Consider the following 23,967-nt stretch of genomic DNA (forward strand, 5'->3'; position numbering starts at 1 on the left):
GTAATGAGGTATGCCTGACAAGCACCAAGTCATTGAGGAGCCGTGTGAGGTGAAAGTCTCATGCACGGTTTTGAAGACCAGCGGGTCTTGTGAGGGACTCGCTGAGTTTAATAAGATTGCAGAAGAGGAGATTATAAAGGCTCTCCAACGGGAACGGGAGTTATCGGAAGCCAAAAGTCGCTTCATCGCTATGACTTCTCACGATTTGCGTACTCCTCTGACAACAATCCAGTCTTCTCTAGATTTGCTGAAACATCGTTCTGAGAAACTCTCCCAGGAAAGGCAGCAAGTTCATCTTGAGCGGATCGAGAGTGCTGTCCTTCAGATGACAGGGATGGTACAGGATGTATTGATACTTTCTGAGGCTGAAGCGGGTAAGCTGCAATTCAACCCTATGCCTGTGGACTTAGTGCAACTGTGCCGCACTCTGGTAAATGAGCTGCAATTCGCTAACACTCACCAGCACTCGCTCACGTTCGCTGTTTCAGACGAGTGTGGGACTAGGGAAGTGCTGCTTGACGAAAAGCTTGTGCGGTACATCCTTATTAATTTGCTTACCAACGCTTCTAAGTATTCATCACAAGGAAGCCCCATTCAGTTTGACTTGACCTGCCTCATAGAAAGCGTGGTCTTCAGAATCCAAGACCAGGGGATTGGGATTCCGCCAGAAGATGTCCCTCACCTGTTTGAGTGCTTCTACCGTGCATCTAACGCAGGTACGGTTCAAGGTACTGGTCTAGGGCTAGCGATCGCTAAACAGTGTGTGGACTTGCACGGGGGCGAGATTACCGTAGATAGCGTTGTTGGGGAGGGTACGACGTTTACCGTGACGCTGCCGCATGAGTAACAACGCTATCCATTCATCAAACACTCTCTAACTAAAGGAAGTTGGAGTGGTGTCGGGAGTAGCTTGAGTTCCCATAACGGACGTTTGTGTAAGAGACGAATGGCACGCTTTTTTAAGCGCGAACGCAACAGCGCGATCGCCCTGGCTACTGGTTCCTCATGTTTCGGTTAACCTCGAATCAACACAAGCGCGTTGCGCTTGTGCCGTGCGTGCTGATTAGCCCTCTCAAGGCTTTTTCGATTCAGAAGGCGATTGTTTGACGGATTGAGATGGATTGTCGTCTTTCAGAATTTTCCCGACCTCCCGCACGGGCGATAGCATTGATAAGGAAGACACTGCCCCCAACACTTGTTCAGGTCTGATTTCCAGGTACGACTGGAGCTGTGACAAAACTCGGTGTCCTGATACGTCTGCAATCACTCGCAGTGGAATGCCTGCATTACTCATTTGGGTTAGGGCAGTCCTGCGGAACGAGTGGGTGCTGGCTCCTTCAATATCGACTCGCCTGCAAGCTTTTCTGAAAATCCTGGCAGCGGAGTCGGGGTGAATGTGTCCTTGATTGAAGCGACCCGGGAAAAGGTACGCGCTCTCGTCACTGGGCTGATAGGCACTCAAGATCACTCGTAAATCCTCGATAACTGGGATTGTCCTGGTGGCGAGTTTTCCCTTAGTATTGCTTTTGCGGATTAGTAAATGGGGTCGGACTCGGCATTTGGAATCAAAAACATCCACTTTATAAAGGCTACAGGCTTCATTGACGCGACAACTGGTAAAAAGCATGATGGCGAACAGGGCACGGTCTTTAGGAGTTTGTAACCCCTCGTCAAAGAGCCGCTGGATTTCCTCAAAGCTGAGAATCTTCCCCTTGCCAAACCTCGCAATTTTCATCCGGCACCGCCGTTAGAGACAACGAAGAGAGCCGAAAGCCTAGAACTCCGGCGAGAAATAAAGAATCAAGACTATTGAATCTAGATTCTATAATAAATGGGGAACAGACCTAACAAAATTGCTCACAATCGTGACCCGTAAGCTAGCTGTCTTCAATATGAAAGGAGGGGTAGGGAAATCAACCACTGCCTACAATCTTGCTGTGGGTCTAGTCAGGTTCAAACAGCAGCGGGTATTGCTGATCGATATTGACCCCCAAGGGAATTCCGGAGCGGCGCTGGGGATTCCCATCTGGCAGCTCAGTGTGCAGCTCAAAGACGCTTTGCAGCGACGGGTTCCGATTACTGAGGTTGTGGTGACGACTTCTAGCGGTGTTGATGTTGTGCCGTCGAACATTACCCTGGCTGAAGAGGAAATTCCAATTTCGGGTATGCCCGGTCGAGAGGTGCTGCTCAAAAAAGCTCTAGCACCTTTGTTGGAAAAGTACGACTTTGTTCTCATCGATTGTCCCCCGAATGTGGGGGTATTTGCCGTTAACGCGCTGATGGCTTCGGATGGGGTAATTATCCCAGTAGACATGGCGTACTTGGGATTATTGGGGATAAGGGGTATTGAACGAGCGCTGACCTTAATTCGAGAGCATTTAGACCACCCGATTCGCATTGCGGGGGTACTGGCGACCCGTTTTGATGGTCGGAACAACCTCTCGAAAGAGGTTTTTGCTTCGCTCAAGAATCATTTTGGCGACCAAATGTTCAAAAGCATGATTCCAGAGACAGTGAAGTTACGAGAGGCTCCCTCGCACTCCTCAGCGATTTTTGAGTACGACCCGGGTGGAGCTGGGGCAAAGGCTTATCGTGAATTAGTTGAAGAGGTATACCAATGGCAGTAAGTAAGAATAAGTCACGCTCGGTTCTAGGTGACAACCCTTTGTCGCAGGGGATTTTCAGTAAGACGGAAACCAAGACTCCAACTCAAACCCCAGAGCCAAATCCGGAAGAACCTAGATTCAATAATCAAGAATCAAGATTCTTGGAGAAAGGAGAAAGGGAGGCAGTGAACTTGCGTCTTCCCATCGAGTTAAACGACTGGCTCAACGAACTGCTAAAAGTGGGGAAACGGCGGCACGGTTCTAAAGTTCCCAAAGAAGTATGGGTGCAAGCGGCTCTGGAATTGTTCAAAGCGATGCCCGTGAACTGGGAGGAGGTTGACTCGGAGGAGAGTCTGCGGCAGACACTCAAGAATATAGAGTCTAGAATCAAGAATTTAGATGATTGAGGTTAATCGTTGAATCAAACGGTTCGCACTGTGTTCGGAGGCAAGGCAAATCCGGTAAATGATTGACCACAACCGCCTGTTTTAAGAATTAATGTCTACATAGTTTAGAGAATTTATCGAGCTATTTTTGCTCGATGTTGCTACCTATATCGAACGAGATTCCATTCTATTTCTTGAATCTGGAAGTTTTTACAGATGTCACGGCTGGGGAACGTTAGCACCTTTTTAACAAAACCCCCGCTGGCAGAAGAGCAATTCATAAATACTTCACTTTTGAGCAGTAGGGTTAACTTGTAAACCTTCACTTTGACCGAGGTGTCGATGAACTCTACACGGCTCGTATTGTTAATTCGTTTTTTACGGGATGACTTAGCGATTCCATCGGCTAGTATTGACCTGGCAGTCCGCCATCGCCCCGATACTCTAAATCTACTACCAATGATTCTTTGGCAATACGGATTGGTGACATTGGAGCAGTTAGACCGAATTTTTGATTGGTTAGAAACACAAGAGCCACTTTTAGCGGGTAGTTAAGTTGTGATTACTTTGATGAGGTATTCAACACTGTTGTTAAGTTGAGACAAGATATTAGACGAAAAAAGAATAACTTATGAAGAAGCTATTGGGGAAAGCCAATCCATCTATGCCAGGGCTTTATCACATCCCTGTCAGCAAAGCGCCAACGGCTTGGGAGTCAATGGGTTTTGAAAAGAAGTACCCCTGTCCATATTCACATGAGAGCGCTCTCAACCAGTTTAGCTGCTCGCCTGTCTCCACTCCTTCAGCAACTACATCTAATTCCAGAGAGTGAGCCAGAGACATTATTGATTTGACGATATCTAAGTTTTTTCCATTCCCCTCTCCTGGGTTGATAAAAGAACGATCAATTTTCAAGATATCAATGGGAAGGCGATGTAGGTAACTCAGAGAAGAGTAACCTGTGCCAAAGTCATCGAGGCACACCTGAATCTGTCTTTCTTGTAGTTGCTGGAGTACGGTAACAGCCGAGTCAAAGTCCTCTACCAACATGCTCTCGGTAATTTCCAGCTTCAAGCAATGACTGCTCAACCCCACCCGTGCCAGAACCTCGTCAATAGATTCAAGTAGATCGGGTTGGGCTAGCTGAATTCCTGACAAATTTACGCTGATATTCAAAGATGAGTAATGAGGGAACTGCTGCTGCCAAACCCTTAACTGTTGGCAAGCCTCTTGTAGTACCCATAGACCCAGAGGAATAATCAATCCCGTTTCTTCTGCCAAGGTGATAAACGCCGTTGGAGAAACCAATCCTCTTGTGGGGTGCTGCCACCTCACCAGCGCTTCAAAACCTGTAATAGTGCCAGTAAATAGCGAGACAATGGGTTGATAGAACACGAACAACTGCTGGCTTTTAATTGCCTGTTGCAGGTCGGTTTCTAACTGTAGTAGCTCCATTGCTGTCGTTTGCCTCCCACCATTGAAACTAGCCGTGCGTCCTCTTCCCAGAGATTGAGCGTAATGCAGTGCCGTGTCAGCGGCCCGCACAAAGCCCTCTGGTTGGTCGTTACCTATGCCATCTGGGACGACAATAAAGGGTAAGCCCAGACGTTTCTCCTGCAACAGGCTTAAAGCAGCAGTAGCGTTGAAGTCAGGTAGGCTGTAGTTGGAAAAGATAATATCCCACTGTTGGTTCTCAAGTGCTGTGATAAAGGTAGCTGCCGTGTGTACCCGTTCACAGGTCAGGTCATAACCACCTTGCTTGACAACATTTACCAGCAACTCAGTATGGTCTTCCAGGTCTGAGACAATCAAAACGCGCAGTGGTAAACTCATTTGACATCCTCTTTTGCTAGCTGAATGTTTTGAGCGATCGGTAGCTCGATCGCAAACTCTGTTCCTTGACCAACTACTGAATGGCACGTCAACTGCCCGCCGTGTTTATCCACCACAATCTTGTAGCTGATAGACAGCCCTAAACCCGTACCATGCCCTGGTGGTTTCGTAGTAAAGAAAGGGTCAAATATCCTCGAGTGAACATCTGCCGTCATGCCAGCACCATTGTCTGCAATGTGGATGACGACCTGGTTTGAGTCAAATAACTGAGTATGAATCCGAATCAGAGGTGATTGTTCATTGCAACTTTGTTCATGGTTCATTGTTGATAGCGCAGTGGTAGCGACGTTAGGAGTGTCTGAACCACGAGCCTCCTCCAATGCATCAATCGCATTGCTCAGGAGATTCATGAATAGCTGATTGAGCTGCCCCGGATAACACTCAACCCTTGGCAGTTGACCATATTCTTTGATGACTTGAATCTCAGAACACCCAGGCTTTTGTTTCAGTCGGTGCTGTAAGATGAGTAGGGTGTTATCGATGCCTTCATGAATATCCACCTGCTTGCGGTCTGCTTCATCAAGGCGAGAAAAGTTCTTAAGGGACAGCACAATCTCGCAGATGCGCTCGGCACCTTCTTTCATTGAGGCTAGCAGTTTGGGGAAATCTTCTGCGATGAAATCTGGATCGATGCTCTCCAGTTGTTCGGCAATCTCTGCGACTGGTTGCGGGTAGTGTTCGGCATACAGTTTTAGCAGGTACAGCAAGTCTTGGGCGTACTCTGAGGCTGGGTTGATATTGCCGTAGATGAAGCTCGTAGGGTTGTTGATTTCGTGAGCGACACCTGCTACCAGTTGACCCAAACTAGCCATTTTTTCATTCTGCACTAGCTGGGCTTGAGTGTGTTGGAGTTCTTGCAAGGCAAATTTTAACTGAGTCGCTCTCTCCTGTTCGAGTAAGGAGAGCTTTCTCAAAGCTTCCTCAGCTTCCTTGCGCTTGGTAATGTCACGCGCTACCCAGATGACTGAGTCAGATGTAAAGGGCGCAATTCTGGCGAGGAACCAAGCTTCTGCGTTACCGAGGGGCAGACTGTACTCGAAATCGAGCGGCTGCTGTGTTTCCAAAACTTGCTGAATTTGACCAAGGAACGTTTGGGTTTGCTCACCCTCAATCAATTGATTTACTGTCTGTTCAATTATGCCAACGACGGATTCGGACAAAAGAGCGGGAGTTGTCGGCGCAACTTTTATAAAACTTGTTCGCTCATCAATAATGAATACGATGTCAGACATTGCCTCAAAAATTGCACGGATTTGAACCTCACTGCTGTGCAGCTTCTCTTCCAGCAACTTGTGTTCGCTTATTTCCCATTGCAGTTGTTGGTTGACAGCTTCGAGTTCCTGCGTGCGTTCGATGAGTTGTTGTTCTAGACCTGCAAGTCGTCGGCGAATTTCTACTTCGGATTTTGTACGAGCGCTAAATTCTTTCCTAAACCATGAATTAGCTCTTGAAAGTGCAGCCGTTCGTTCCTCAACTTTTATTTCCAACTGATTTTGAGCCTGTTGCAGGGCAGCCTCTGCTCGCTGACGTTCAACCACTTCCTGCTGTAGTTGTTTGTGTATCTTTCTTAATTCTGTTGTCTGCTCTGCAATTAGCTGCTGCAAAGTTTCTACAGAAGGGGTGAAATTCATTGGTTTAATGTTCAAGCATGACATATTGTCAATTACTGCTGAAAACATGGGTGGAAGGGTCTTGTCATCATCAATGATTAAAATTAAATTTTTCACGGCTTCATTGAGATTCAAATAAACGACATAGCTAGGCTGCTTTGGGGAATATGAGTATTAATGGCTTTAAAAAGTTCATCAAATGAACAGAATTTATCAAGGCAATCATCAGCTCCCGTATCACTTGCACGAATGCGTTCCTTGTCAGTCAAGGTAGCCGTAAATAAAATCAAAGGAATTTTCTTTGTAGCTGGGTCTTGACGTAGTCTATTCAAAACTTCATAGCCGTTAATATCAGGCATTCTGATATCGCAAATAATCAAGTTGGGTATCTGTTCCTTTGCCAACTGCAAACCCAACCGACCACTATCAGCGCAAATGGCTTGCCACCCCTTCTTACGGAGCAGTTCTAGAAGGAGTTCTAAGAACAATTCATCATCGTCAATGGCAAGAATTTTGTTCATTCCTCTGTTCGATTGAGATGGATAGTTTTAACTCAAAGACCTTGATTAAATTAACTTAATACTCCCAATCTGCCTAAAGGCGGATTGTCTGTTTAACTTAATCAACGTTTGCTAAGACAAATATTAGACAGAAAAAATGAATAACTTGTGAAAAAGCTTTTAATATTGAAATAAAAAATAATTAGGTACAGCGGCAGCCAGCTTTTAATGGGTCGATTTAGGCATGAATTTTCTCTTCTGTAAGACATAGCATTGGTCACACCTCATCTGTATAAAATTATCTTTTGTACTGTTCTCTTCACGCCTGTCCCTCGATGTACAAAAATCCTTATCCTGCTCTTTTAATTCCTCCATACCTGCTTGGTTGTAGGGGCAAGATTTATTTCCATAACGGAGTTGGCAAAGCCTTTGATGAATTAGTTGAAAAACTTGCATTCTTTCTTGGTTTGTGAATTTGACAATTTTTGCGACAACTGAGATATCTTTTGTCGATTCTACTAACAAACAATCGTTATGAATCTCTTTTAAGATATGGTTGATTAAATCTTGACGAAAACTGGTATTTTTTAAAATAGCTTTATAAGTAGTGCTGGGATGCATAGCCGCCAAATCGCTTAGCTCTTTATTAAGTTTTAGCCATGTTAAGTTCAATAATATTTCAGTCATTGTCAATTCTCTTTTTTTAATCTTTCTAAGATTGCATTGACTCAAGATTCAGGAAAATCACAACACTCTTGAGGTTGTACAAAAAAAATGTCTTTGAAGGAGCTTTCGGGATTGAGCTAATTGGGTTTTTCCAAAGACCAGCCGAGAGCCAAGGCTATCTCATCAATAAGTAAGAGAGGATTGAAAGGTTTAGCGATCGCTGTTTGCACCCCCAACTCGGTCAACTGTTGCTGGTTAAACCGATATGCCATAGCTGTCAACAAAACCACTGGGATATCTTGAGTTGCGGAATTAGCTCGAAGCTGGCGGAGGAAAGCAAATCCATCCATTCCAGGCATCATCACATCCAGGAGAATGGCATTCGGTTGCTCTACCTCCGCCCTAACCAACCCTTCCCGACCCGAGGCGGCTGATAGGACATTCCAGCCGCCTAGCGTCTCTAGGCAGGTTTGCACCACCTCTCGAACGTGAACTTCATCGTCAACGATCAAAATTCGTTTGGTGGTCATACCCACCTCTACCTCTATAGTTGCGTTCATTCATAAAACTTCCTTTCTAAAGACAGATGCACTCCCTCGGTTTAATTCAGCTCAGGTCGAGCGCTGAATTAGTTCTGTTCTAAAGGTAGGAAGAAAAAGTGAAAAACTTCTGAAGAGGGCAGAGATTGTAAAGAATACTAGGGTTCATGGTTCATGGGCAAGCGATGCTCTCGTGCCACGAACTATAAACGTCCTCTTCGCCCACGATTGAATCGGGAGAGGGGACTCAAAGATTCCAACCCACCGCTAATGCGACTTCGGAAGCCAGTTGCATGGGGTCAAAGGGTTTAATAATTACCCCCGCTATGCCCAAGTGAGCAAATTGCTCCCGATCCGCAGGCTGTACCTTAGCAGTTAGCAAAACGACTGGTATTGACTGGGTTGCAGGATTTTCTTGTAGCTTTTGAAAGATTGTCAGACCATCCATCTCCGGTATGGATACGTCTAGAAGAATTGCATCTGGCTGTTGGGTCTGGGCTTTATGCAATCCTTCAGTGCCGTTCCCAGCCGTTAGCACCTCCCAACCACTTAGTATTTCTAAACAAGTTTGGACAACTTCTTGAATGCGCTCTTCATCATCAATCACCAGGATTCGCTTTGCCGACATGATGGGAGGCTTCTGAATAGTTTCCTGCACTAGCTTACCCCAATCGCTTTATGTATGCTCTACGGAAACTGGCAAAGTGAAGTAGAAGGTACTCCCCTCACCCGAAACGCTCTCAACCCAAATTTGTCCACCGTGTTGTGTGATAATGCTACGACAGATAGCTAAACCCAAACCTGTACCTCCCTTCAAACGGGAGTCGGAAACATCAACTTGCTGGAAGCGTCCAAAAATGGTTTCTATCTTGTCAGCCGGAATGCCTCGCCCTTGGTCTTTGACTTGAAACAAAACGCAGTCGTCTTGGGGTTTGGTTGTCAAGGTGATTGTGCTATTTGGAGGGGAAAATTTAATCGCGTTACTCAATAAATTCGTAAGTGTCTGCATGATATGGTCACTAGATGCCCAAACCAGAGCGGATACAGCAGAAACGGACAGTGTAATGTTTTCTTGAAGGGCCAGCGATCGCATCGCCTCAGCCGACTGTTGCATCAATGCCGCCGCATCACAGCACTCTTTAACCAGATTGATTTTGCCAGACTCTAGTCGTTCCAAATCGAGAATGTCATTCACCAGACGCACTAGGCGTTCGGTGTCAATTGCCGCAATCTCGATCATGCGTTGCATCCGTTGGGGGTGGTTATTGAGTGCGCCTGTTGCCAGCATCCCTAACGAACCCCGAATCGAGGTGAGAGGTGTCCGCAGTTCGTGACTCACAATCGAGATGAACTCGTTCTTCATCTTCTCTACAGCGTGACGTTCGGTGATGTCTTCCCCGATGCTCATCGTGCCAATTACCTCGCCCTGCAAATTTCGCAGTTGGGTGTTGTTCCAGGCAATGATTCGTTCTTCGCCAGATTTTGTAAGAATTACGTTGGTGTAGTGGGGATGAAATTCTCGCTCTAGTACTTCATGGAAGGCTTTGTGTACCTGCTGTTGTGCTTGCAGTGGGAGAAACGTTTCAAACCAGTCTTGCCCAATGACTTCGGCCTGGGTGTACCCTGTCAATTCGAGGAAGAAGGCATTGACAAACTCAACTTTGCCGCTCAGGTCGAGTCCCACAACCACTAGGCGCACGTTCTCCAATAGGTAGCGCCAGCGCCGTTCGGCTTCCCGCAAGGTTGCCTCGACTTGTTTTTGTTGGGTGATGTCGCGGGCAATGGTAGAGAACATTTTGACACTGCCGTCCGCTCTTTTGTGGGCAATAAGCAGTTGTGAAATCGGAATTTCTCGACCGTCGTGGCTCAGAAAAGCATTTTCACCCAGCCAAAACCCATCTTTGACGGCTGCTGGAATGCCTTCGTCTCGGACAATCTCAAATGCCCAATCGGGGTGAGCATCAGAAATGGAAAAGTTAGTAAAATTCTCATCTTGAGCAAAGCCAAACAGTTTTCGGGCAGCGCCGTTTAAGTAGCGTACTTGCTGATTGACACTGCTACTAGCGATGAAGTCTGAAGCCGCTTCGAGGATATCTATCAGCTTGTCGCGCTCTTCTTCGGCAAGCTTGCGCTCGCTAATGTCTTCAACCACATACGCGAATCTCGGACGCTTGCTCGAACGGAATGCGATTGAAGATACTGTAGCTGAGAGCCATCGCTGACCTTGGTCAGCGATGCGAGAATACTCGAAGCGGACAGGCGATTGGGTGCGTTCTGCTTCACGGTAGTGTTCGATCCACATCTGTAAAAACTCTTGTGGCACACCCATCTCGCTAGCTTTTCTGTTTTGCATCGCTTCTGGTGTTAGTCCAAACAATTTGGCTGTAGCTGCGTTATCGGAAATATGCAGAATATCATCATCCATTAATTCAACGATGCCCATCATCATCGACGCGCTGTCGAAGAAGCTGCGGAGGGTAGATTCGCTCTGTTGCAGTGCTTCCTGTTCCCGTTGCAACAGTTCATTGGCTTGGCTTAATTCGGCTGTCCGCTGTTGCACCCTAATTTCTAGCTCTTCTTTGGCTTTTTGCAGGGCAGCTTCAGCTTGTTTGCGCTGGGTGATATCGCGGGTCACCGCTAGAATCTCAGTTATCGCTCCACTCTCGTCTTGCAGAGGAACTGCGTGAGATTCTAACCAACGGCGGGTTCCTTTCAGTCCAACGATTTCAAACTCTAATATTCCTGACTTTCCCCGAACAACTTGTCGGGTAAGATTAACAAATGCCTGCCGATCCGCTGGTGCTACCATTGGACACACGCTCTGCCCAAGCACCTGCTCCAGGTTATCAGCTTCAATCATGGCAAGCCCAGCAGGATTCATATTTAGGAGAGCGCCATCTGCTGTGAGGACTTTGACGCACTCAGGTTCTGCCTCAATGATGGTTCGCAGCCGCCGCTCGCTGCTTACCAAGGCTGCCTCTACTGCTTTGCGATCGCTCACATCCAAAGCCGTACTGATAACCAATCGTCTGCCATCCGGAAGCTTGCCTAAGGGAGCAGAACAAAACTCCCAAATCCGGGTTTCGCCATTACGGGTTGTGATGGTATATTCTCCTTCCGAAACCCGTTCCTTGAGACGATACAGACGGTCAATATCTGCCCGAACCCGTTCTCCCCGCTCCCCGTATGCCTTCTTTATCCAGTCGGCAATCGTAGGAATTTCAGCATGAGTGTATCCACTGAGTTCTGTCCAAGTTTGATTAATCTGTAAAACTTCCCCATCCTCAGCATGGAGTATGATGGGCATCGGAGAATCGAGGACAGCGCGACGAAATCGTTCTTCGCTAATCTGCAAGGCAGTTTCTGCATTTTTGCGATGGGTAACATCGATAGAAAAAATGACTATGCCACCAATTTCATCTGTAGCGGTATACCAGGGGCGAATCTCCCAAGATATCCATTGCTCGGTCCCATCTGCCCGCACAAACAAATCTTCATCACATTTCTCTTGCGCCCCAGCCAAACAGCGTTGATGAATCTCTTGCCATCGTTCTGGAACTTCAGGAAAGATTTCGTAGTGCGAGTGATTCATCAGGGATTCAATCGAATCGAGGTTGTATTCATCAACCCATCGCTGGCTTGCTATCAGATAGCGCATATCCCGGTCAAGCATGGCAATGCCAGCAGGCGCATACTGGGCAAATAAGTGCAGGATAGCTTCCCTTTCTTGCAACGCGGCTTCGGCAAGCTTGCGATCGCTAATATCCATCACGGTGCCAGTCATCCGCACTGCCTGACCCGTCTCGTCATAGAATGCCTGCCCTCTGCCTTCCACCCAATGGATACTGCCATCTGACCAGACAACCCGGTATTCCTGTTGGTAAGCGCTCCTCTCTTGGATTGCGCGATTCACCGCAATATTCAGTGCCTCCCGGTCATCGGGATGGAGGCGCTTATCAAAGGTTTCGTACCTGCCATCAAACGTACCAGGAGCTAGCCCAAACAACTGCTCGTGTTCGGGCGACCAGTTGATTTCTCCCGTTAACATATTCCAGTCCCACATCCCCATTTTTGCGGCTGTTAGCGCTTGCCTTAGCTGAAGAACACTCTTCTGCGTTACCTCCAATAACTGCCAATCCAGTCGTTCAATTTGCCGTTTACTGCTTCGCAAATCTGAACTCAGCAGGTTGATCATGAGGGCTGCCAGAGTAAACGCTCCTTGCCGCAAAACATCACTTAGGCTAGCAAGAGTAAATGCGAAAAACGGTGGAATAAAGAAATAGTTGATTGCCAGTGTACACAGAAGGGTAGCCAGCAACCCTGGTTTGAGACCTCCGTACCAGGTACTTACAACAATCGCAATAAAAAAAAAGGCGCTAAGTGTGGGGGTGAGCAGTGGTTTTAAAAATAGCGTTATCAGTACTGCAAGCCCTGTCACGAGTACTGAAACCCCATAGGGCTTGAATCGGTTATAGAATCTTCGGTTCATATCCCCTTCCTACTCAGTCCGCAGCGCCTCTAGGAAAGCGATGAGCTGCTATTACTGTCTTTTCGTTATCAAGTATTATGTTGCTCATCGCAAAAATTCCCTCTACTATGATTCACTGACCTCGTTTTGCCGCCAGCGGACTCGCTCTAGTCTGTTAACAATCCTGGTGACTAATTCTTGCTCGGCAATCGGCTTACTGATATAATCATCGGCACCCGCCGCAAATGCCTGGTTTATCGTGTCTTTCTCAGTGTGGGCAGTGAGAAATAGGATAGGTAGTTCGCTCCACTGCGGGTCATTCCGCACAACTTGACATAACTCAATTCCACTAAACCGAGGCATCTCCAAGTCTAAAACTAGCAAGTCTGGAGCAACGTATGAGAGTACCTCCCAAAACCGTTGCGGATTCTCTAAGGTTGTAACATCTAATCCCCAAGGCTTCAACAAGCTGCTCAGGGTAGCCAGTATGATTGGATCGTCATCGACAACCATGACTTTGGCTTCAACAGCGCGAACTCGATTGAGTACTTGGGTAAGTGTCTGGAAAATCTGCTCGGTCGAAACAGGTTTGTGTAAAAAGGCGCGACCTCCCAGACGCGCCACTTCTATGCGATCGCTCAAGCTATCGCGACCCGTGAAGGCGACAACGGGAATCTGGGGGGGTTGGTGAGCGAGTTCTGCCAGTAGTGTTAGACCATTTTCGGTTGGAGTGGGAAATGTGAGGTCTAGCAGGATGATGTCGGGAGGGGTTGAAGCGATCGCAATCCTTGCCGCCTTCAGTGAAGGAGCAACGTCTAAGAGCATATTCCAGGCAGTCGCCTCACCTTTGAGCCGCTCAGTTAGTGCTACATCATCATCAATTACTAGCAGCCGTGAACTCGATGAGGCAGAATTTGACGCAGGAGCCGACTTGGACGCAGACTCCGAGGGAGGCTTACTCAGTTCTTGTTGCAGCAACCCGAGCAGTTTAGAGATTTGCAAGGCTTGTTCTTGTCCTATCGTTGCTTCAGGTTCGAGCAATTGTTCGAGGCGCTTTGCCAACTTGGAACCTTCTGCAAAACCAAAAATTCCCAGTGACCCCCCTAATCTGTGGGCTTCCTGCAAGGCTTTTTGCTGTAATTCAACGGTTAATCTACCTTCTGTCAGTGCTTGGGTGGCGTGCTCTAGCACTTCAACTTGAGCAGTAAAGGTACCTTTAAATTTCTCCCAAAGTTTGGAGACTGAGCTTTTCACCTGCTGTTGAGGCAGCTCTTTTTCCTCGCCGGCTTCCCTTGCTCCCTCTGCTCTGTTGCTAGTAGATAGGGTTTCATGAACAGGAACTTCCTTCTCTGGCAAGGATTTGAGTCGATACCCTAAGCCGTACATCGTCTCAATGAAGTCTGAGGTTGCCCCTACCGCTTTTAATTTTTTCCGCAAGGTCTTGATATGAGCGGTAACGGTATTTTCTTCAGGGTACTCTTCATCAGACCAAAGGCGGTCTATCATCGCACTCCGGCTAAAAACACGCCGGGGATTCAAGATAAAAAGCTCTAGTAAACTGTACTCCTTGGCGCTCAAACGCAAGATTTTCCCGGCATAGCTGAACTCGCTAGCACCGGGGTCGAATTGCAGCTCTCCCCAACTGAGTACGGGCGGTAATGTAGAATTTCCCCGTCGTAACAAGGCACGAATGCGAGCCATCAGCTCTTCTATATCAAACGGCTTTACGAGATAATCATCTGCACCCGCATCCAAGCCCATTACGCGATCAGTGCTATTGTCTAATGCCGTCAGCAAAAGAATCGGACTTTGATAACCCTCAGAGCGTAGCTGCCGACAAAGTGTCATACCGTTCATTTTTGGAACGAGTACATCTAGCAGGAGCAGGTCGTAAGTATAGGCTTGCGCTAGTTCCAGCCCAGTTTGTCCATCAGTTGCAAGGGTGACGATGTAGTGATGTGTACTAAGCGCTTCCTTCAGCACCAGAGCTGTTGGCTCATCATCCTCTACTAGCAGAATTTTCATATGAGCAGTCTATGTAAGAGAGTATTAGCTTAGGAGCCTTTGTTCTAGAAAAACTACCTGCTCAAAGTACCAATATCATCAATTTCTCGCGTAACCTTTTTAGAACACCATACCTATTTTATATAGAGAAAATCAGAAAGGTCAGTCATGATTGGGAGAACAAAGTTGGTGGGTTGAGAGTTGAGCCGCAATCGCTTTTCTTAATTCACTAAAGTCGCAAGGCTTTGTTAGGTAATCATTAGCACCTTGAAGTAAAGCAGCAGAGCGCCTCTCCCGATCATTTTCAGAAGTTAGAAAAATGAAAGGAATCTTAGCTGTTTTCAAATTTCGCCGTAAGTTCTTAAGAACTTCATATCCATTCATATAAGGCAGATTTACATCAGAAACAATTAAATCAAGATCTTGCTTACTAGCTAAATGTAAGCCAAGCAAACCATTGTCGGCAGTCAACACATCAAATTTGTCGGCTACCAGCAATTTTCCTAGAACTACGCGCATGATTTCATCATCTTCAATAACTAAAACTTTCTTCATTGATTTTTCCTTTAAGTTGAGAGACTAGGATTATCCGGCTTGACTGAAATAAGAGGAAACAAATTTGAGGAAATCAGAAGTTGCCAAGGCTCCAAGCTATCGGTTTGAAATAGATAGCTCACTTGCCAGTACTCTAGAAAGGGAATTGTATGCTGCTATACGAAACTTGTAGGTTTCTCTACTCAATTCGGGCATCTCTTGCCAGCAGCTTCGGCAAAACCAGTACACTTGTGTATTCCGAACGTGTCGTAACATTGGGTGGGAGCAGCAAGGACAACTTGTCATAGAATCCACAATCTTGGTTTGTGCTACCTGGATTTTTAACAATCTGAGAGTACGTCCAAAAAATGAAGAACTTCTGAAGATGGAAATAGGCTTAAAAAAGCGTAACAATTCAAGACCTTTTGATCAGTTTGCCGCTGCCTCAGTATCGATTACTACACAAACGCCTAGTTGCCTCAAAGAGCAAACTAGAAAATGTCCACGGTTGGGTAAGCCCAGCGATAGCATAGGATAAGCCTTTAAGGCACGCTTGCAGGGTGGTCATCTGAGGAACATCAGTTGTGACCACCCTTCAAAAAAGCAAAAGTTCTGTAAGCAAATCATTGCAAGCGTCTCCCTCTGTCGTGTTTTTACGGGATGACGACAGATCGCACAGTCCCAAAAAATCACCATTTTTTGATACTGTCTCCACCTGGCTCTTGACTAGCCCTTTCCCGCTGAAAATCTGTACCAACAACTCGTCACTTTATCTATGTCACTAAAACCCTAGCTTTCTATCTTTTTGGGACATTGTAGGCATCAGACCCTTATCAAGAATATTTCTTAAGACTCCGCTTAAAGGGCATTAGCGTAGTAACAATTTTGTTACTACACTTGAGCAACTGATAACGACTTTTATCGTTATCACAGGAAGTAGTCCTTACCGTACATTTTTGTTCGACTGCTAGTCACACCCCAAAACCAAACAATGTTCAAGCGCCGATACCAGCTTAAACAACCAAAGCTATTGAAGGGGAATTGGGTCTCACCTTTTAAAGCCAAGCAGCTAACATTTATAGAACTACCAAGGATAAAGCTATGAAAACCGGGATAAATCGGCAGTTTCGCTTGGCATCTCGTCCTGTTGGTGACATCAAGGAAAGCGATTTTGAGTATCGGGAAGAACCAATCCCCAGCCCTAAAGAGGGTGAGGTTCTCGTACGGACTATCTATCTTTCGCTAGACCCGACCAATCGCATTTGGATGAGCGACCAGGAGCAGTATATGCCTCCCGTTGAAATGGGAGAAGTCATGCGCGGTATTATTCTCGGTGTGGTTGAAGAGTCTAAGAATCCCTATTTTAAACAAGGAGATCTGGTTTCGGGTCTGCTGGGTTGGCAAGATTATGCACTTGCTGAAGGGAACAGTGGCTTTTCTGTCACGCGACTACCTGACCCTTTGCCCTGTCCGCTTACGGCATTTATGGGACCGCTGGGAGCTACGGGGTGCACGGCTTATTTTGGGCTTTTGGATATTGGACAGCCAAAAGTTGGAGAGACTGTGGTCGTGTCAGCGGCAGCAGGAGCAGTTGGTTCCATTGTTGGACAAATTGCCAAGATTAAGGGCTGTCGTGTGGTGGGTATAACTGGCTCTGATGAGAAATGCCGCTGGCTTGTTGAAGAACTTGGGTTTGATGCAGCGATTAACTATAAAACCGTTGACTTAGAAAACGCGCTCGCTCAAGCCTGTCCCAATGGAATTGATGTTTATTTCGATAATGTTGGTGGTTCTATTCTTGATGCCGTGCTGACCAAGATTAATCTACATGTACGCATTCCTCTATGCGGTTTAATCTCAACTTATAATGCAACAGAGCCGGTTCCCGGCCCTTATAATTACAGCCAGATTCTGATGAAGCGTGCTCGCGTGCAGGGGTTTATTATCCTCGATTATTTTCCCCGATGGTCTGAAGCGATAAGCGACCTTGGACAGTGGCTCAATCAGGGAAAAATTAAATATGCTCTGGAGGTGATCGAGGGCTTGGAAAATGCACCGAAAGCAATCCTAAAACTTTTCGACGGCAACAAGAAGGGAAAACTGGTCGTTAAAGTCTCAGAGGAACCTAGCTAGTTACGTCAGCCGGGCCGTCCTAAAGATGCAATAGTTGATTCCGGAGTGACACCTGAAGGCAAACTTAAAGCGGGCTTGGTGTTTAGTGTAGTTCTTTTACTACTTGGAATTTGTATTGGCGTATAGAACCTAGAGATTGCAGTTCCATTGAAACGCGCTTGGTAAAAGTATCTTTTAATTCGGGGCGGTAGCTGTACTTGTACTTTTAGAGTTATCTCCCCCTAAACTTTTTCTTAATTCAATATAATCTCTCCCCCTTTGTGTTGTTTTTATATAATCTCTTAAATCTGCTGTTTCTGGCATTTTTGCAAGGCTCTTTCCCGGTTGATTTTCAATTAATCCTAAAGTGCGTAGACGCCTCAACTCCACTTCAAATTTGTAGTTTTTACGGAAAGAACACTCTTTGTCGTCTTTTTCAGCTTCATACAATCGAGTTAAGTGCCTTAGTTCATCTTCGCTAACTATGTTTTCAACAAATTTGCGATTGGTATAATCCGAAGCCTTTGCTAGATGCTGAATTGCTCCTCCTTGAGCTTCAATATTAGCTTTCTGGGTATCCACTCGCTCTTTTACAGCTTCAACCTCTTCCTGAAGCACCTTGACTGATATCCCGTCTTTCCCAATTTCTAATTCTTGGAGTTTCTCAAAAATACTGGAGTTGAACAATAAGATAATTGCAAATAAGATAATATCTCCTTGCTCAACACCTCGGTCTATCATGTGAAAGGTGATTGCCCCCAGATAAAGCAGTCCAAGCAGACTGGTAAGCTTCAAGATTACCCAGTTAAACCAATTCTGGGAATTGCTATGAGTTTTTTTGAGTATCTCCAGTAACTCTTTAGCTTTTTCGTCTTGCTCGGCACGCTCTTGCAGATATATTTGCAATTGCTTTTTTAAAGATTTGCTAATCTTCATATGACTGCATAGATGATCAAAAATCACAAAACCTTCAGCCAGCACTTGACCAAAGGCTATTGTTAATTTCTACAAGAATTTCTTCAAGCTTTCCATCAAACGCTTTGTTAATTCGGGTAAACTCCCCTTGCGCCTTAAACGCTCCCCGGTCAAACGCCTCCCGGTCTACAATAACCACCATTAAAGCAAACCTCCAAAACCAATAGCAATCAACTTTCGTTTCGAGGCTCGGGCGATGCCCTGAAAAAAACAATGACTCGATGTCTAACCCTTAGACATCGAGTCATTGTTTTTGCTAGGTGCTATCCATAACACCAGCCAGATTATGCAAGTTCTGAAAGTAGCAAATCCAGTTTTTTCTCCTAATAATCGTCTCTATATTTGCGCTCAGAATTTTGTGAGGTGGGCTGTGGGGCAAACCCGTGGGGCTGTGGGTAAAATCTGTGGGTGTGGGTCGTGGGGTAGGCTGTGGGGTCGTGGGATGCCTGATTTTCCGTCAACCCACAACTCTCCACAGCTTAATACGCTCGGAACCCCACAGACGAGTGAGACTTACCCTCCTCATCAATTTCACCCAATCCAGTATCAGCAAGTAGTCCTAAGTACTGGTGAATTTTTTCTACTTTTTTGCCTTCCAAAACCTTGAACTTTTGGTCATACAAGTTGCGAACAGTAATCCAGTCATTTTTCTTTTTTGCAAATAACCAAATAGTCTTTAAGGGTTCTGCCAAACTGTCAGATACTTTTAATTCATTGATTGGTTCAGTTGGTGCGTCAAGCGAAACTGTCTCATCAGGAATCGCTTCCGATTGTGTTTCGACGGCTGGCTCACTCACGGTCAAAGGCTTTTTTGCAGCAGCAATACTACTCGCCTTGTACTTCCTCAAGTCAGGCAGCAGTGCCAACTGTGCAGAGGCTAGACTACTGAAGATTAGAGGACGGCAGTTTTTCTTACTGATGGGTTGGAGTTGTTTGAAAGTGGCACTGAGGGCAATGCGGTCTGATTCGTCAGCCACAATGTAGCGATCGCTCATCAAATTGGTTAAAACACCGTAACTCTCATTGACCATCCCCAGCTCGTCAATGGAGTAGTTCCCTAGCCCGATCAGGTTGAAGTTCTTCCGACTATTCCGGTCGGCTTTCAGCCCCACAGCCGCTAGGTTGTAACTCTGTAGGTCAACCAACAAGCAAACATTAAGCTCTCTGCCGTTGTAGATGATATCTGCGAGCTTTGAGAGGTACTTGGAACTCTTGACCCACTCATCATTCTTGAGTTCTTCAAGTGCCTGATTGATACTGAGCCAATCAGCAAGAATCAACCGCACCGGGGACAATGCTGGACGCTCTGACTCTCTTAGCCTACGCCGTGTGTCATAAACACTCCAGATGTTGTTGATCAGGATTAGCGCGTGTCCGGGTTCGGTAGGGTCAAAGAGAGTTACTCGTCCTTTTTCAGCTAGGCCGCAGAAGGAATCTGCTTTCTGAGATAGGACAAACACTTCTGCGTCAGGGTGAAGCTCAAATAGTTTGCTTAGGATATAAGCTTGAGTGACTGACTTACCCGCTCCGGTATCACCAATTAGAAGAGTTGAGCGTCGGGAAACAGCAAGGGATTGCAACATTTCAAGCCCCTCTTGACCTGAGGTTACGTTGACGTGAGGTGGGCTGACGGGTCCAGCCAGTGGGTTGACTGGTTTGTGATCAGCGCTTCGCTGCTGCGCTTCGCTATCGGCAGGTTGAGGGGCGTTAAGCGAAGCTGTCCCAGAAGGAATCGCGTTTGGCTCTCTCTGCTCAATTACTGGGTGTGACTGCTCCGGTATTGCAGTTCGTCGCTCTGGCGACACCGCTGCCGTGAGGTAGTGCTTCACTTCATCACCAGAAAGTAAATCGCGACGGGCATGGAACTGGCCGCACAAGTGCCGGTACAAATCAAACCGCACTTTGGGAGGTGCTGAACCTAAGATGCTGACTACTTCACCAAAGCGGTAGTTAAGCAGTAGCACCTCATCCTTCTCAGCCTCACTCAAGTACTCCATCTGGTCTTCCAAAGGATGCCGTTGGGCTGCAATACCTCCTTCCATCACTTTGAGAATGTCACCCAACTTCCCTCGGTACATTGGGATTAGGCGAACTGAGCCAGTGTCCTGGAATTCCTGGAAGACCGTGTAAATATAGCCGACCGCTCCAATGGTAAGGGGCAACCAGGCTAAGGGATTGGCACTCATTACGACTGAAGCTCCCAGTGTGATGGCGCTGGCGAGCTTCCCTGCCTCACATTCCTTGGCTGTTTCCTTACTCTTATCCAGCAGAAATACTCCACGCCTTCTCACCCAGATATCCACGTCACCTTGCTCTAATAGGTGCAATGGGGCAAATTCGGTTGGATCGTAATCAGGTGCTAGGGCTAAATTGCTATTCATGTGTCTTGCATCTCCTTGAAAAAATGCCCTGCCCTAATTGCTAGGACAGGACACTGATTTACTACTCTTGAGGGCTATTTGCGGTCAGCCTCACACCAGAGGACATAACCTGCTTCACCTGCAACCAGTGAAACAAAGTTGTAGAGAAACATTCCAATGAAAGTCAGTACTGGCTGTCCCCACGGATTGCGGCTCATTACAAAAGTGGCGAGGATATCTGCAATGACTACGACCAAGATGAACAAGCCCAGAATTGAACGTTCACCCATACCAGCCCTTTTGTAGTCCAATCGTCGGGCTTCTACTAGGTCGATCGCACCCTTGTTTTTCTCTGGCACGGTATGGTGCTTTATCTCGTCGTAATCAAATTTGGCTTGCTCTGGTTTCTTGCCGCGAATCGCCTTCGATTCAATCCACATCACCGCTAGAGCGACAACAACGGCAGCCCAGAAATTGATTTTAGTCCAGACCAAAAGCCAGCCAATACCAATCCAGCTATCTTCCCAGAAGGGGAACAAAGGTCTTCCACCAAAGGCTTGGAAGAAACTGTCTGAGGACATGGCGATACCAACCATGAAAATCGCGGCGGCTAACACTTTAACGCCAGCCTTATTATGATCGACAAAATTATCGAGGATTCGAGCCGGGATGTAGATGATGACTCCGACAATCTTCACCCCGAAGTCAATGATTTTGCCCAGGATGTCGTAGAAGTCGTTACTCGGTTTTGGTTTGGCGTTACTAGCATAACCATCGAATGTTCCGTTATCACTCTCGCTATCGACTGTTTTGGGAGAACTGGAAAATCTAGCCATTGCAAACTCCTTGGTAGTATTTGGTGAAGTAAAAGCGTCCTTGTTGGGCATACCCAACACACAGTCGGTTCTTGTCGAAAATCAACGTCTTTTTGGTTGGGTCTACTGTGTGATTCCAGTCGATTCGTGGCGGCTGGTTACTTAGGGTGTAGTTGCTGATGATTAATTGCTCAAAGTTGGCAATGCCATTTTTGGAGTAGGCCTCAGCCGCTTTTTTGGTTGATTCGGCTTTAACTTTTTCAAGTTCGGCTTGGGTACGGTAAAGGTCTTTTTCGGAGGCTTGTTTCAGAGCATCAGGGATGCTAAAAGCGTTGATTAGTATCAACAACAGGAACCCCGACACACCAGCACCTAAGCCAAATGAGTAACGTCCTGACAACTTCATCAGAGGTACTGCCCAATCGCGTCGTTCATTGCTTTGAGGAAAGCCTCGAAGTTGTCGGTGCGCTCACCCTGTTCCTCATCGATGACGAACTTGATAAGCCAGTCAACAGTTGCAGGGATGAGGTTCCAACTATCGGGGTCTATTGCCTCAATCGCTTCATCAAGAGTGCGTTTGGGAGGGAAAATGCTTTCTTGTTCGTTCTCTTCAACCCGGAAGCGCTGGTATTGATAGAGGCTTAATGTCGCTCGCAGAAAGAGTTTGTCTTGTAGCGGCATAGTCTCTAAAAATGTGCCGTATCTTGCGACCAAACCGTGGACAGCTTCGGCATTGCAATACTGGGTTGGGCTATACATTGGTTGCTCCTTGCATTAACTACTTTACGTGGAATCTAATGCGACCTAACTCAACAAAAGCCTTTTGTGCTGCTGCTTTGAGTAGGTTCGATGCTTTGGGATTTCGGGCAAGATGAGCCAGTGGTTTTTGAGCTGTGAGAATGGATTCGTGGATGAGGTCTTTCATTGCTGTTTCGCCTTGAACCATTCGTAAGCACTCGATACAATGTGCTGTTGTTCTGGGGGCAAAGGGAAAGGAAGTTCTCCAACGTTTTGACGGGCTAGTACATCGGCAGCATCACGGGCCTGATTAGTGGGCACTCCAGCCGCTTCAAGCTGTTGTTGCATCGAGGCTTGGATTTCATCTGCGTTCATGTCAACCCCCCAAAACTATCTGATTGATTAGGGCAACGCAGAGATTGAGCTTGGAGCTAGGGGTTAAGTTTTGCGTTAAGCACCACAGTCCCCAGCCGTTTCCGTCTTCATCAAAACTGTCCTGCACGATTGCTTGAGGAGTATCAGTCGCAGACTCCATGAGCATGATGATGCAAGCGGCTCGGTCGTCATTGGTCAGGGCTTGCAGTTGGGCACCGTAGCGTGACTCAATTTCCGCCAGAATCTGAGCATCTTGAGTGCCGGGAAGTCCCCCGACATAGTAGCCAAGTGGTTTTACCATTAGTGATTAGTCCTTACGTTCGTTTACTTCGGTCGTTTGGGATGAGTCAGCACCGGAGCCGGACAAACTTTTGGTGCTGACTTCCAATTGAGGTGCATTGAAATTAATGTGGTCGTAAACGTCACTCCAGTCGTTAGTTGCGATTGCTTCCACAGCTAATCCTTCCAGGGACGAGAGAAATCCTTCATGTTCCTGTCGGATATCTTCCAGGGGGTCAGAGGGATTTTCTTTGAGTCGCTGAGTCCAGTCATCCTGGTAAATGTCCTTTTCTAGTGCAGTCATTGTTCAACAGATTCCATTGATTCTGTGGGTATTAGCAATCCACTGTTCTGCCGTCCAGCCTGATTCATAGGCAGTTTTCAGACCTCCCACCGCTATACCGAGAAAACGAGGGTAAAACTCACCTTCCATCTGGGGGTAAGCTCTTTTGACAATCAAAAACCACTCTTGAATTGCGGTTTCATCAATGCCCAGCAGGATTTGCAAGGTTAATGATGTTTCTGGAGTCACTTGTGCTTCCTTTGATTTGAACGACTTAAAGTATTTGTCTGAGCGATTTAACCACTGCCTCTGCCTGGGCCATGTCATTCTTTTGTCTGCCGACTTCCCAGAGTAAATCCTCAATCTGCTGTCGTTCTTCGGCAGTCCCGGTTTTATAAATCTCAATCGTTTTTCGGGTAGCCTGTTCGATTTCCCATCGTTCCTTGAGTGATGACAAGAATTTAAGCATTGTTAGGCTGCATCTTCCATATCAAGTTCAAATTGGCTGGCAAAGTCTGCCTCAAAGTCCAAGGTTTCAGCCCTGGATGGTTGCAATGCGGGTGCATCATTCGATGTTTGTAATGCCACTACCTTGCTGCCACTACCAGGAACTAATCCCATGAGCCAGTTAAAGAGTTTTGCCAAAGGCACCTGACGTGCCATCGACTGAGCCATCTTGTGTTCGTAAAGCACTCGATTGGTCAAGGTGGTTAGCTCAGCCCCTGTTAGTTTCTCTCCTGACTTACCCAAGACTCGCTCAGCTTGCGTCTTGAGGTAATTTTCAAGGTCAGGCTCTAATCGAACTCGTGTATTCTCTGCCATGA

General features: G+C 46.6%; 28 protein-coding genes. 5 read left to right on the forward strand and 23 right to left on the reverse strand.

The window, feature by feature from the left end:
* The first annotated feature begins 10 nt into the window (after nt 1-10).
* Nucleotides 11-847: a sensor histidine kinase KdpD gene (locus H6F98_RS00250; protein WP_192216671.1), complete on the forward strand. Its 837-nt coding sequence runs from the start codon at nt 11-13 to the stop codon at nt 845-847.
* Nucleotides 848-1,072: 225 nt separating this feature from the next.
* On the opposite strand, the gene H6F98_RS00255 is transcribed toward H6F98_RS00250, so the two are convergent.
* A complete protein-coding gene (locus H6F98_RS00255) occupies nt 1,073-1,735 on the reverse strand; it encodes a site-specific integrase (protein WP_192216672.1) in 663 nt (220 codons plus the stop codon).
* Nucleotides 1,736-1,865: 130 nt separating this feature from the next.
* On the opposite strand from H6F98_RS00255, the gene H6F98_RS00260 reads away from it, so the two are divergent.
* From H6F98_RS00260 to H6F98_RS00270, 3 genes are all read left to right on the forward strand, one after another.
* Nucleotides 1,866-2,627 carry an AAA family ATPase gene (locus H6F98_RS00260; protein WP_192216673.1) on the forward strand — a complete coding sequence of 254 codons (762 nt, stop codon included), beginning with the start codon at nt 1,866-1,868 and terminating at the stop codon, nt 2,625-2,627.
* Nucleotides 2,618-3,013, forward strand: coding sequence for a hypothetical protein (locus tag H6F98_RS00265; RefSeq protein WP_192216674.1), 396 nt, complete (start codon nt 2,618-2,620; stop codon nt 3,011-3,013). The genes H6F98_RS00260 and H6F98_RS00265 overlap by 10 nt, the downstream gene beginning before the upstream one ends.
* 321 nt (nt 3,014-3,334) lie before the next feature.
* Nucleotides 3,335-3,547 (forward strand): DUF2949 domain-containing protein, encoded by a 213-nt coding sequence (locus tag H6F98_RS00270; RefSeq protein WP_192216675.1) that lies wholly within the window; start codon nt 3,335-3,337, stop codon nt 3,545-3,547.
* A gap of 123 nt (nt 3,548-3,670) precedes the next feature.
* Here H6F98_RS00270 and H6F98_RS00275 read toward each other — a convergent pair whose 3' ends face one another.
* From H6F98_RS00275 to H6F98_RS00315, 9 genes are all read right to left on the reverse strand, one after another.
* Nucleotides 3,671-4,825 carry a bifunctional diguanylate cyclase/phosphodiesterase gene (locus H6F98_RS00275; RefSeq protein ID WP_192216676.1) on the reverse strand — a complete coding sequence of 385 codons (1,155 nt, stop codon included), beginning with the start codon at nt 4,823-4,825 and terminating at the stop codon, nt 3,671-3,673.
* Nucleotides 4,822-6,612 carry an ATP-binding protein gene (locus H6F98_RS00280; RefSeq protein ID WP_192216677.1) on the reverse strand — a complete coding sequence of 597 codons (1,791 nt, stop codon included), beginning with the start codon at nt 6,610-6,612 and terminating at the stop codon, nt 4,822-4,824. Before H6F98_RS00280 ends, H6F98_RS00275 begins: the two co-directional genes overlap by 4 nt.
* A 14-nt stretch (nt 6,613-6,626) precedes the next feature.
* Nucleotides 6,627-7,016, reverse strand: coding sequence for a two-component system response regulator (locus H6F98_RS00285; RefSeq protein WP_192216678.1), 390 nt, complete (start codon nt 7,014-7,016; stop codon nt 6,627-6,629).
* Nucleotides 7,017-7,220: 204 nt separating this feature from the next.
* Nucleotides 7,221-7,682: a hypothetical protein gene (locus tag H6F98_RS00290; RefSeq protein ID WP_192216679.1), complete on the reverse strand. Its 462-nt coding sequence runs from the start codon at nt 7,680-7,682 to the stop codon at nt 7,221-7,223.
* Nucleotides 7,683-7,798: 116 nt separating this feature from the next.
* Nucleotides 7,799-8,191: a response regulator gene (locus H6F98_RS00295; protein ID WP_192216725.1), complete on the reverse strand. Its 393-nt coding sequence runs from the start codon at nt 8,189-8,191 to the stop codon at nt 7,799-7,801.
* A gap of 256 nt (nt 8,192-8,447) precedes the next feature.
* Nucleotides 8,448-8,828, reverse strand: a complete 381-nt coding sequence (locus H6F98_RS00300) for a response regulator (protein ID WP_192216726.1) — start codon at nt 8,826-8,828, stop codon at nt 8,448-8,450.
* Nucleotides 8,829-8,876: 48 nt separating this feature from the next.
* Nucleotides 8,877-12,689, reverse strand: a complete 3,813-nt coding sequence (locus tag H6F98_RS00305) for a PAS domain S-box protein (RefSeq protein ID WP_192216680.1) — start codon at nt 12,687-12,689, stop codon at nt 8,877-8,879.
* Between the two features lie 105 nt (nt 12,690-12,794).
* Nucleotides 12,795-14,693, reverse strand: a complete 1,899-nt coding sequence (locus H6F98_RS00310) for a response regulator (RefSeq protein ID WP_192216681.1) — start codon at nt 14,691-14,693, stop codon at nt 12,795-12,797.
* Nucleotides 14,694-14,834: 141 nt separating this feature from the next.
* Nucleotides 14,835-15,227, reverse strand: a complete 393-nt coding sequence (locus H6F98_RS00315) for a PleD family two-component system response regulator (protein WP_192216682.1) — start codon at nt 15,225-15,227, stop codon at nt 14,835-14,837.
* Between the two features lie 1,080 nt (nt 15,228-16,307).
* Here H6F98_RS00315 and H6F98_RS00320 point away from each other — a divergent pair.
* Nucleotides 16,308-17,339 (forward strand): NADP-dependent oxidoreductase, encoded by a 1,032-nt coding sequence (locus H6F98_RS00320; RefSeq protein ID WP_192216683.1) that lies wholly within the window; start codon nt 16,308-16,310, stop codon nt 17,337-17,339.
* A 174-nt stretch (nt 17,340-17,513) separates the two neighbouring features.
* Here H6F98_RS00320 and H6F98_RS00325 read toward each other — a convergent pair whose 3' ends face one another.
* The 13 genes from H6F98_RS00325 to H6F98_RS00385 form a co-directional block, all read right to left on the reverse strand.
* A complete protein-coding gene (locus H6F98_RS00325) occupies nt 17,514-18,299 on the reverse strand; it encodes a hypothetical protein (protein ID WP_192216684.1) in 786 nt (261 codons plus the stop codon).
* Nucleotides 18,289-18,435, reverse strand: coding sequence for a type I restriction-modification enzyme R subunit C-terminal domain-containing protein (locus tag H6F98_RS00330; RefSeq protein WP_192216685.1), 147 nt, complete (start codon nt 18,433-18,435; stop codon nt 18,289-18,291). Before H6F98_RS00330 ends, H6F98_RS00325 begins: the two co-directional genes overlap by 11 nt.
* Before the next feature lie 337 nt (nt 18,436-18,772).
* Entirely contained in the window at nt 18,773-20,674 is a 1,902-nt protein-coding gene (locus H6F98_RS00335) for a hypothetical protein (RefSeq protein ID WP_192216686.1), read from the reverse strand.
* Nucleotides 20,675-20,748: 74 nt separating this feature from the next.
* Entirely contained in the window at nt 20,749-21,489 is a 741-nt protein-coding gene (locus H6F98_RS00340; protein ID WP_192216687.1) for a hypothetical protein, read from the reverse strand.
* Nucleotides 21,482-21,874 carry a hypothetical protein gene (locus tag H6F98_RS00345; RefSeq protein WP_192216688.1) on the reverse strand — a complete coding sequence of 131 codons (393 nt, stop codon included), beginning with the start codon at nt 21,872-21,874 and terminating at the stop codon, nt 21,482-21,484. The genes H6F98_RS00340 and H6F98_RS00345 overlap by 8 nt, the downstream gene beginning before the upstream one ends.
* On the reverse strand, nt 21,874-22,227 hold the full coding sequence (locus H6F98_RS00350) for a hypothetical protein (RefSeq protein ID WP_192216689.1): 354 nt from the start codon (nt 22,225-22,227) through the stop codon (nt 21,874-21,876). The genes H6F98_RS00345 and H6F98_RS00350 overlap by 1 nt, the downstream gene beginning before the upstream one ends.
* Before the next feature lie 19 nt (nt 22,228-22,246).
* Nucleotides 22,247-22,393 carry a hypothetical protein gene (locus H6F98_RS00355; RefSeq protein ID WP_192216690.1) on the reverse strand — a complete coding sequence of 49 codons (147 nt, stop codon included), beginning with the start codon at nt 22,391-22,393 and terminating at the stop codon, nt 22,247-22,249.
* Entirely contained in the window at nt 22,390-22,581 is a 192-nt protein-coding gene (locus H6F98_RS00360; RefSeq protein WP_192216691.1) for a hypothetical protein, read from the reverse strand. Before H6F98_RS00360 ends, H6F98_RS00355 begins: the two co-directional genes overlap by 4 nt.
* Nucleotide 22,582: 1 nt before the next feature.
* Nucleotides 22,583-22,882, reverse strand: a complete 300-nt coding sequence (locus H6F98_RS00365; protein WP_192216692.1) for a hypothetical protein — start codon at nt 22,880-22,882, stop codon at nt 22,583-22,585.
* A gap of 6 nt (nt 22,883-22,888) precedes the next feature.
* Nucleotides 22,889-23,164 carry a hypothetical protein gene (locus tag H6F98_RS00370; protein WP_192216693.1) on the reverse strand — a complete coding sequence of 92 codons (276 nt, stop codon included), beginning with the start codon at nt 23,162-23,164 and terminating at the stop codon, nt 22,889-22,891.
* 3 nt (nt 23,165-23,167) lie between these two features.
* On the reverse strand, nt 23,168-23,392 hold the full coding sequence (locus tag H6F98_RS00375) for a hypothetical protein (RefSeq protein ID WP_192216694.1): 225 nt from the start codon (nt 23,390-23,392) through the stop codon (nt 23,168-23,170).
* Nucleotides 23,393-23,417: 25 nt separating this feature from the next.
* Complete coding sequence (locus H6F98_RS00380) at nt 23,418-23,612, reverse strand: hypothetical protein (protein WP_192216695.1); 195 nt, start codon at nt 23,610-23,612, stop codon at nt 23,418-23,420.
* Nucleotides 23,613-23,614: 2 nt separating this feature from the next.
* On the reverse strand, nt 23,615-23,965 hold the full coding sequence (locus H6F98_RS00385; protein ID WP_192216696.1) for a hypothetical protein: 351 nt from the start codon (nt 23,963-23,965) through the stop codon (nt 23,615-23,617).
* Between the last annotated feature and the right edge of the window lie 2 nt (nt 23,966-23,967).

It is taken from the genome of Microcoleus sp. FACHB-SPT15, assembly GCF_014849525.1.
Taxonomy (GTDB): Bacteria; Cyanobacteriota; Cyanobacteriia; order Cyanobacteriales; family Coleofasciculaceae; genus Symplocastrum; species Symplocastrum torsivum.

What these genes read in the sequence shown, in the direction of transcription:
- H6F98_RS00250 (WP_192216671.1), top strand. Translation starts at nt 11, where the DNA reads ATGCCTGACAAGCACCAAGTCATTGAGGAGCCGTGTGAGGTGAAAGTC.
- H6F98_RS00255 (WP_192216672.1), bottom strand. Translation starts at nt 1,735, where the DNA reads ATGAAAATTGCGAGGTTTGGCAAGGGGAAGATTCTCAGCTTTGAGGAA.
- H6F98_RS00265 (WP_192216674.1), top strand. Translation starts at nt 2,618, where the DNA reads ATGGCAGTAAGTAAGAATAAGTCACGCTCGGTTCTAGGTGACAACCCT.
- H6F98_RS00270 (WP_192216675.1), top strand. Translation starts at nt 3,335, where the DNA reads ATGAACTCTACACGGCTCGTATTGTTAATTCGTTTTTTACGGGATGAC.
- H6F98_RS00275 (WP_192216676.1), bottom strand. Translation starts at nt 4,825, where the DNA reads ATGAGTTTACCACTGCGCGTTTTGATTGTCTCAGACCTGGAAGACCAT.
- H6F98_RS00285 (WP_192216678.1), bottom strand. Translation starts at nt 7,016, where the DNA reads ATGAACAAAATTCTTGCCATTGACGATGATGAATTGTTCTTAGAACTC.
- H6F98_RS00290 (WP_192216679.1), bottom strand. Translation starts at nt 7,682, where the DNA reads ATGACTGAAATATTATTGAACTTAACATGGCTAAAACTTAATAAAGAG.
- H6F98_RS00295 (WP_192216725.1), bottom strand. Translation starts at nt 8,191, where the DNA reads ATGACCACCAAACGAATTTTGATCGTTGACGATGAAGTTCACGTTCGA.
- H6F98_RS00300 (WP_192216726.1), bottom strand. Translation starts at nt 8,828, where the DNA reads ATGTCGGCAAAGCGAATCCTGGTGATTGATGATGAAGAGCGCATTCAA.
- H6F98_RS00305 (WP_192216680.1), bottom strand. Translation starts at nt 12,689, where the DNA reads ATGAACCGAAGATTCTATAACCGATTCAAGCCCTATGGGGTTTCAGTA.
- H6F98_RS00310 (WP_192216681.1), bottom strand. Translation starts at nt 14,693, where the DNA reads ATGAAAATTCTGCTAGTAGAGGATGATGAGCCAACAGCTCTGGTGCTG.
- H6F98_RS00315 (WP_192216682.1), bottom strand. Translation starts at nt 15,227, where the DNA reads ATGAAGAAAGTTTTAGTTATTGAAGATGATGAAATCATGCGCGTAGTT.
- H6F98_RS00320 (WP_192216683.1), top strand. Translation starts at nt 16,308, where the DNA reads ATGAAAACCGGGATAAATCGGCAGTTTCGCTTGGCATCTCGTCCTGTT.
- H6F98_RS00330 (WP_192216685.1), bottom strand. Translation starts at nt 18,435, where the DNA reads ATGGTGGTTATTGTAGACCGGGAGGCGTTTGACCGGGGAGCGTTTAAG.
- H6F98_RS00335 (WP_192216686.1), bottom strand. Translation starts at nt 20,674, where the DNA reads ATGAATAGCAATTTAGCCCTAGCACCTGATTACGATCCAACCGAATTT.
- H6F98_RS00340 (WP_192216687.1), bottom strand. Translation starts at nt 21,489, where the DNA reads ATGGCTAGATTTTCCAGTTCTCCCAAAACAGTCGATAGCGAGAGTGAT.
- H6F98_RS00345 (WP_192216688.1), bottom strand. Translation starts at nt 21,874, where the DNA reads ATGAAGTTGTCAGGACGTTACTCATTTGGCTTAGGTGCTGGTGTGTCG.
- H6F98_RS00350 (WP_192216689.1), bottom strand. Translation starts at nt 22,227, where the DNA reads ATGTATAGCCCAACCCAGTATTGCAATGCCGAAGCTGTCCACGGTTTG.
- H6F98_RS00355 (WP_192216690.1), bottom strand. Translation starts at nt 22,393, where the DNA reads ATGAAAGACCTCATCCACGAATCCATTCTCACAGCTCAAAAACCACTG.
- H6F98_RS00360 (WP_192216691.1), bottom strand. Translation starts at nt 22,581, where the DNA reads ATGAACGCAGATGAAATCCAAGCCTCGATGCAACAACAGCTTGAAGCG.
- H6F98_RS00365 (WP_192216692.1), bottom strand. Translation starts at nt 22,882, where the DNA reads ATGGTAAAACCACTTGGCTACTATGTCGGGGGACTTCCCGGCACTCAA.
- H6F98_RS00370 (WP_192216693.1), bottom strand. Translation starts at nt 23,164, where the DNA reads ATGACTGCACTAGAAAAGGACATTTACCAGGATGACTGGACTCAGCGA.
- H6F98_RS00380 (WP_192216695.1), bottom strand. Translation starts at nt 23,612, where the DNA reads ATGCTTAAATTCTTGTCATCACTCAAGGAACGATGGGAAATCGAACAG.
- H6F98_RS00385 (WP_192216696.1), bottom strand. Translation starts at nt 23,965, where the DNA reads ATGGCAGAGAATACACGAGTTCGATTAGAGCCTGACCTTGAAAATTAC.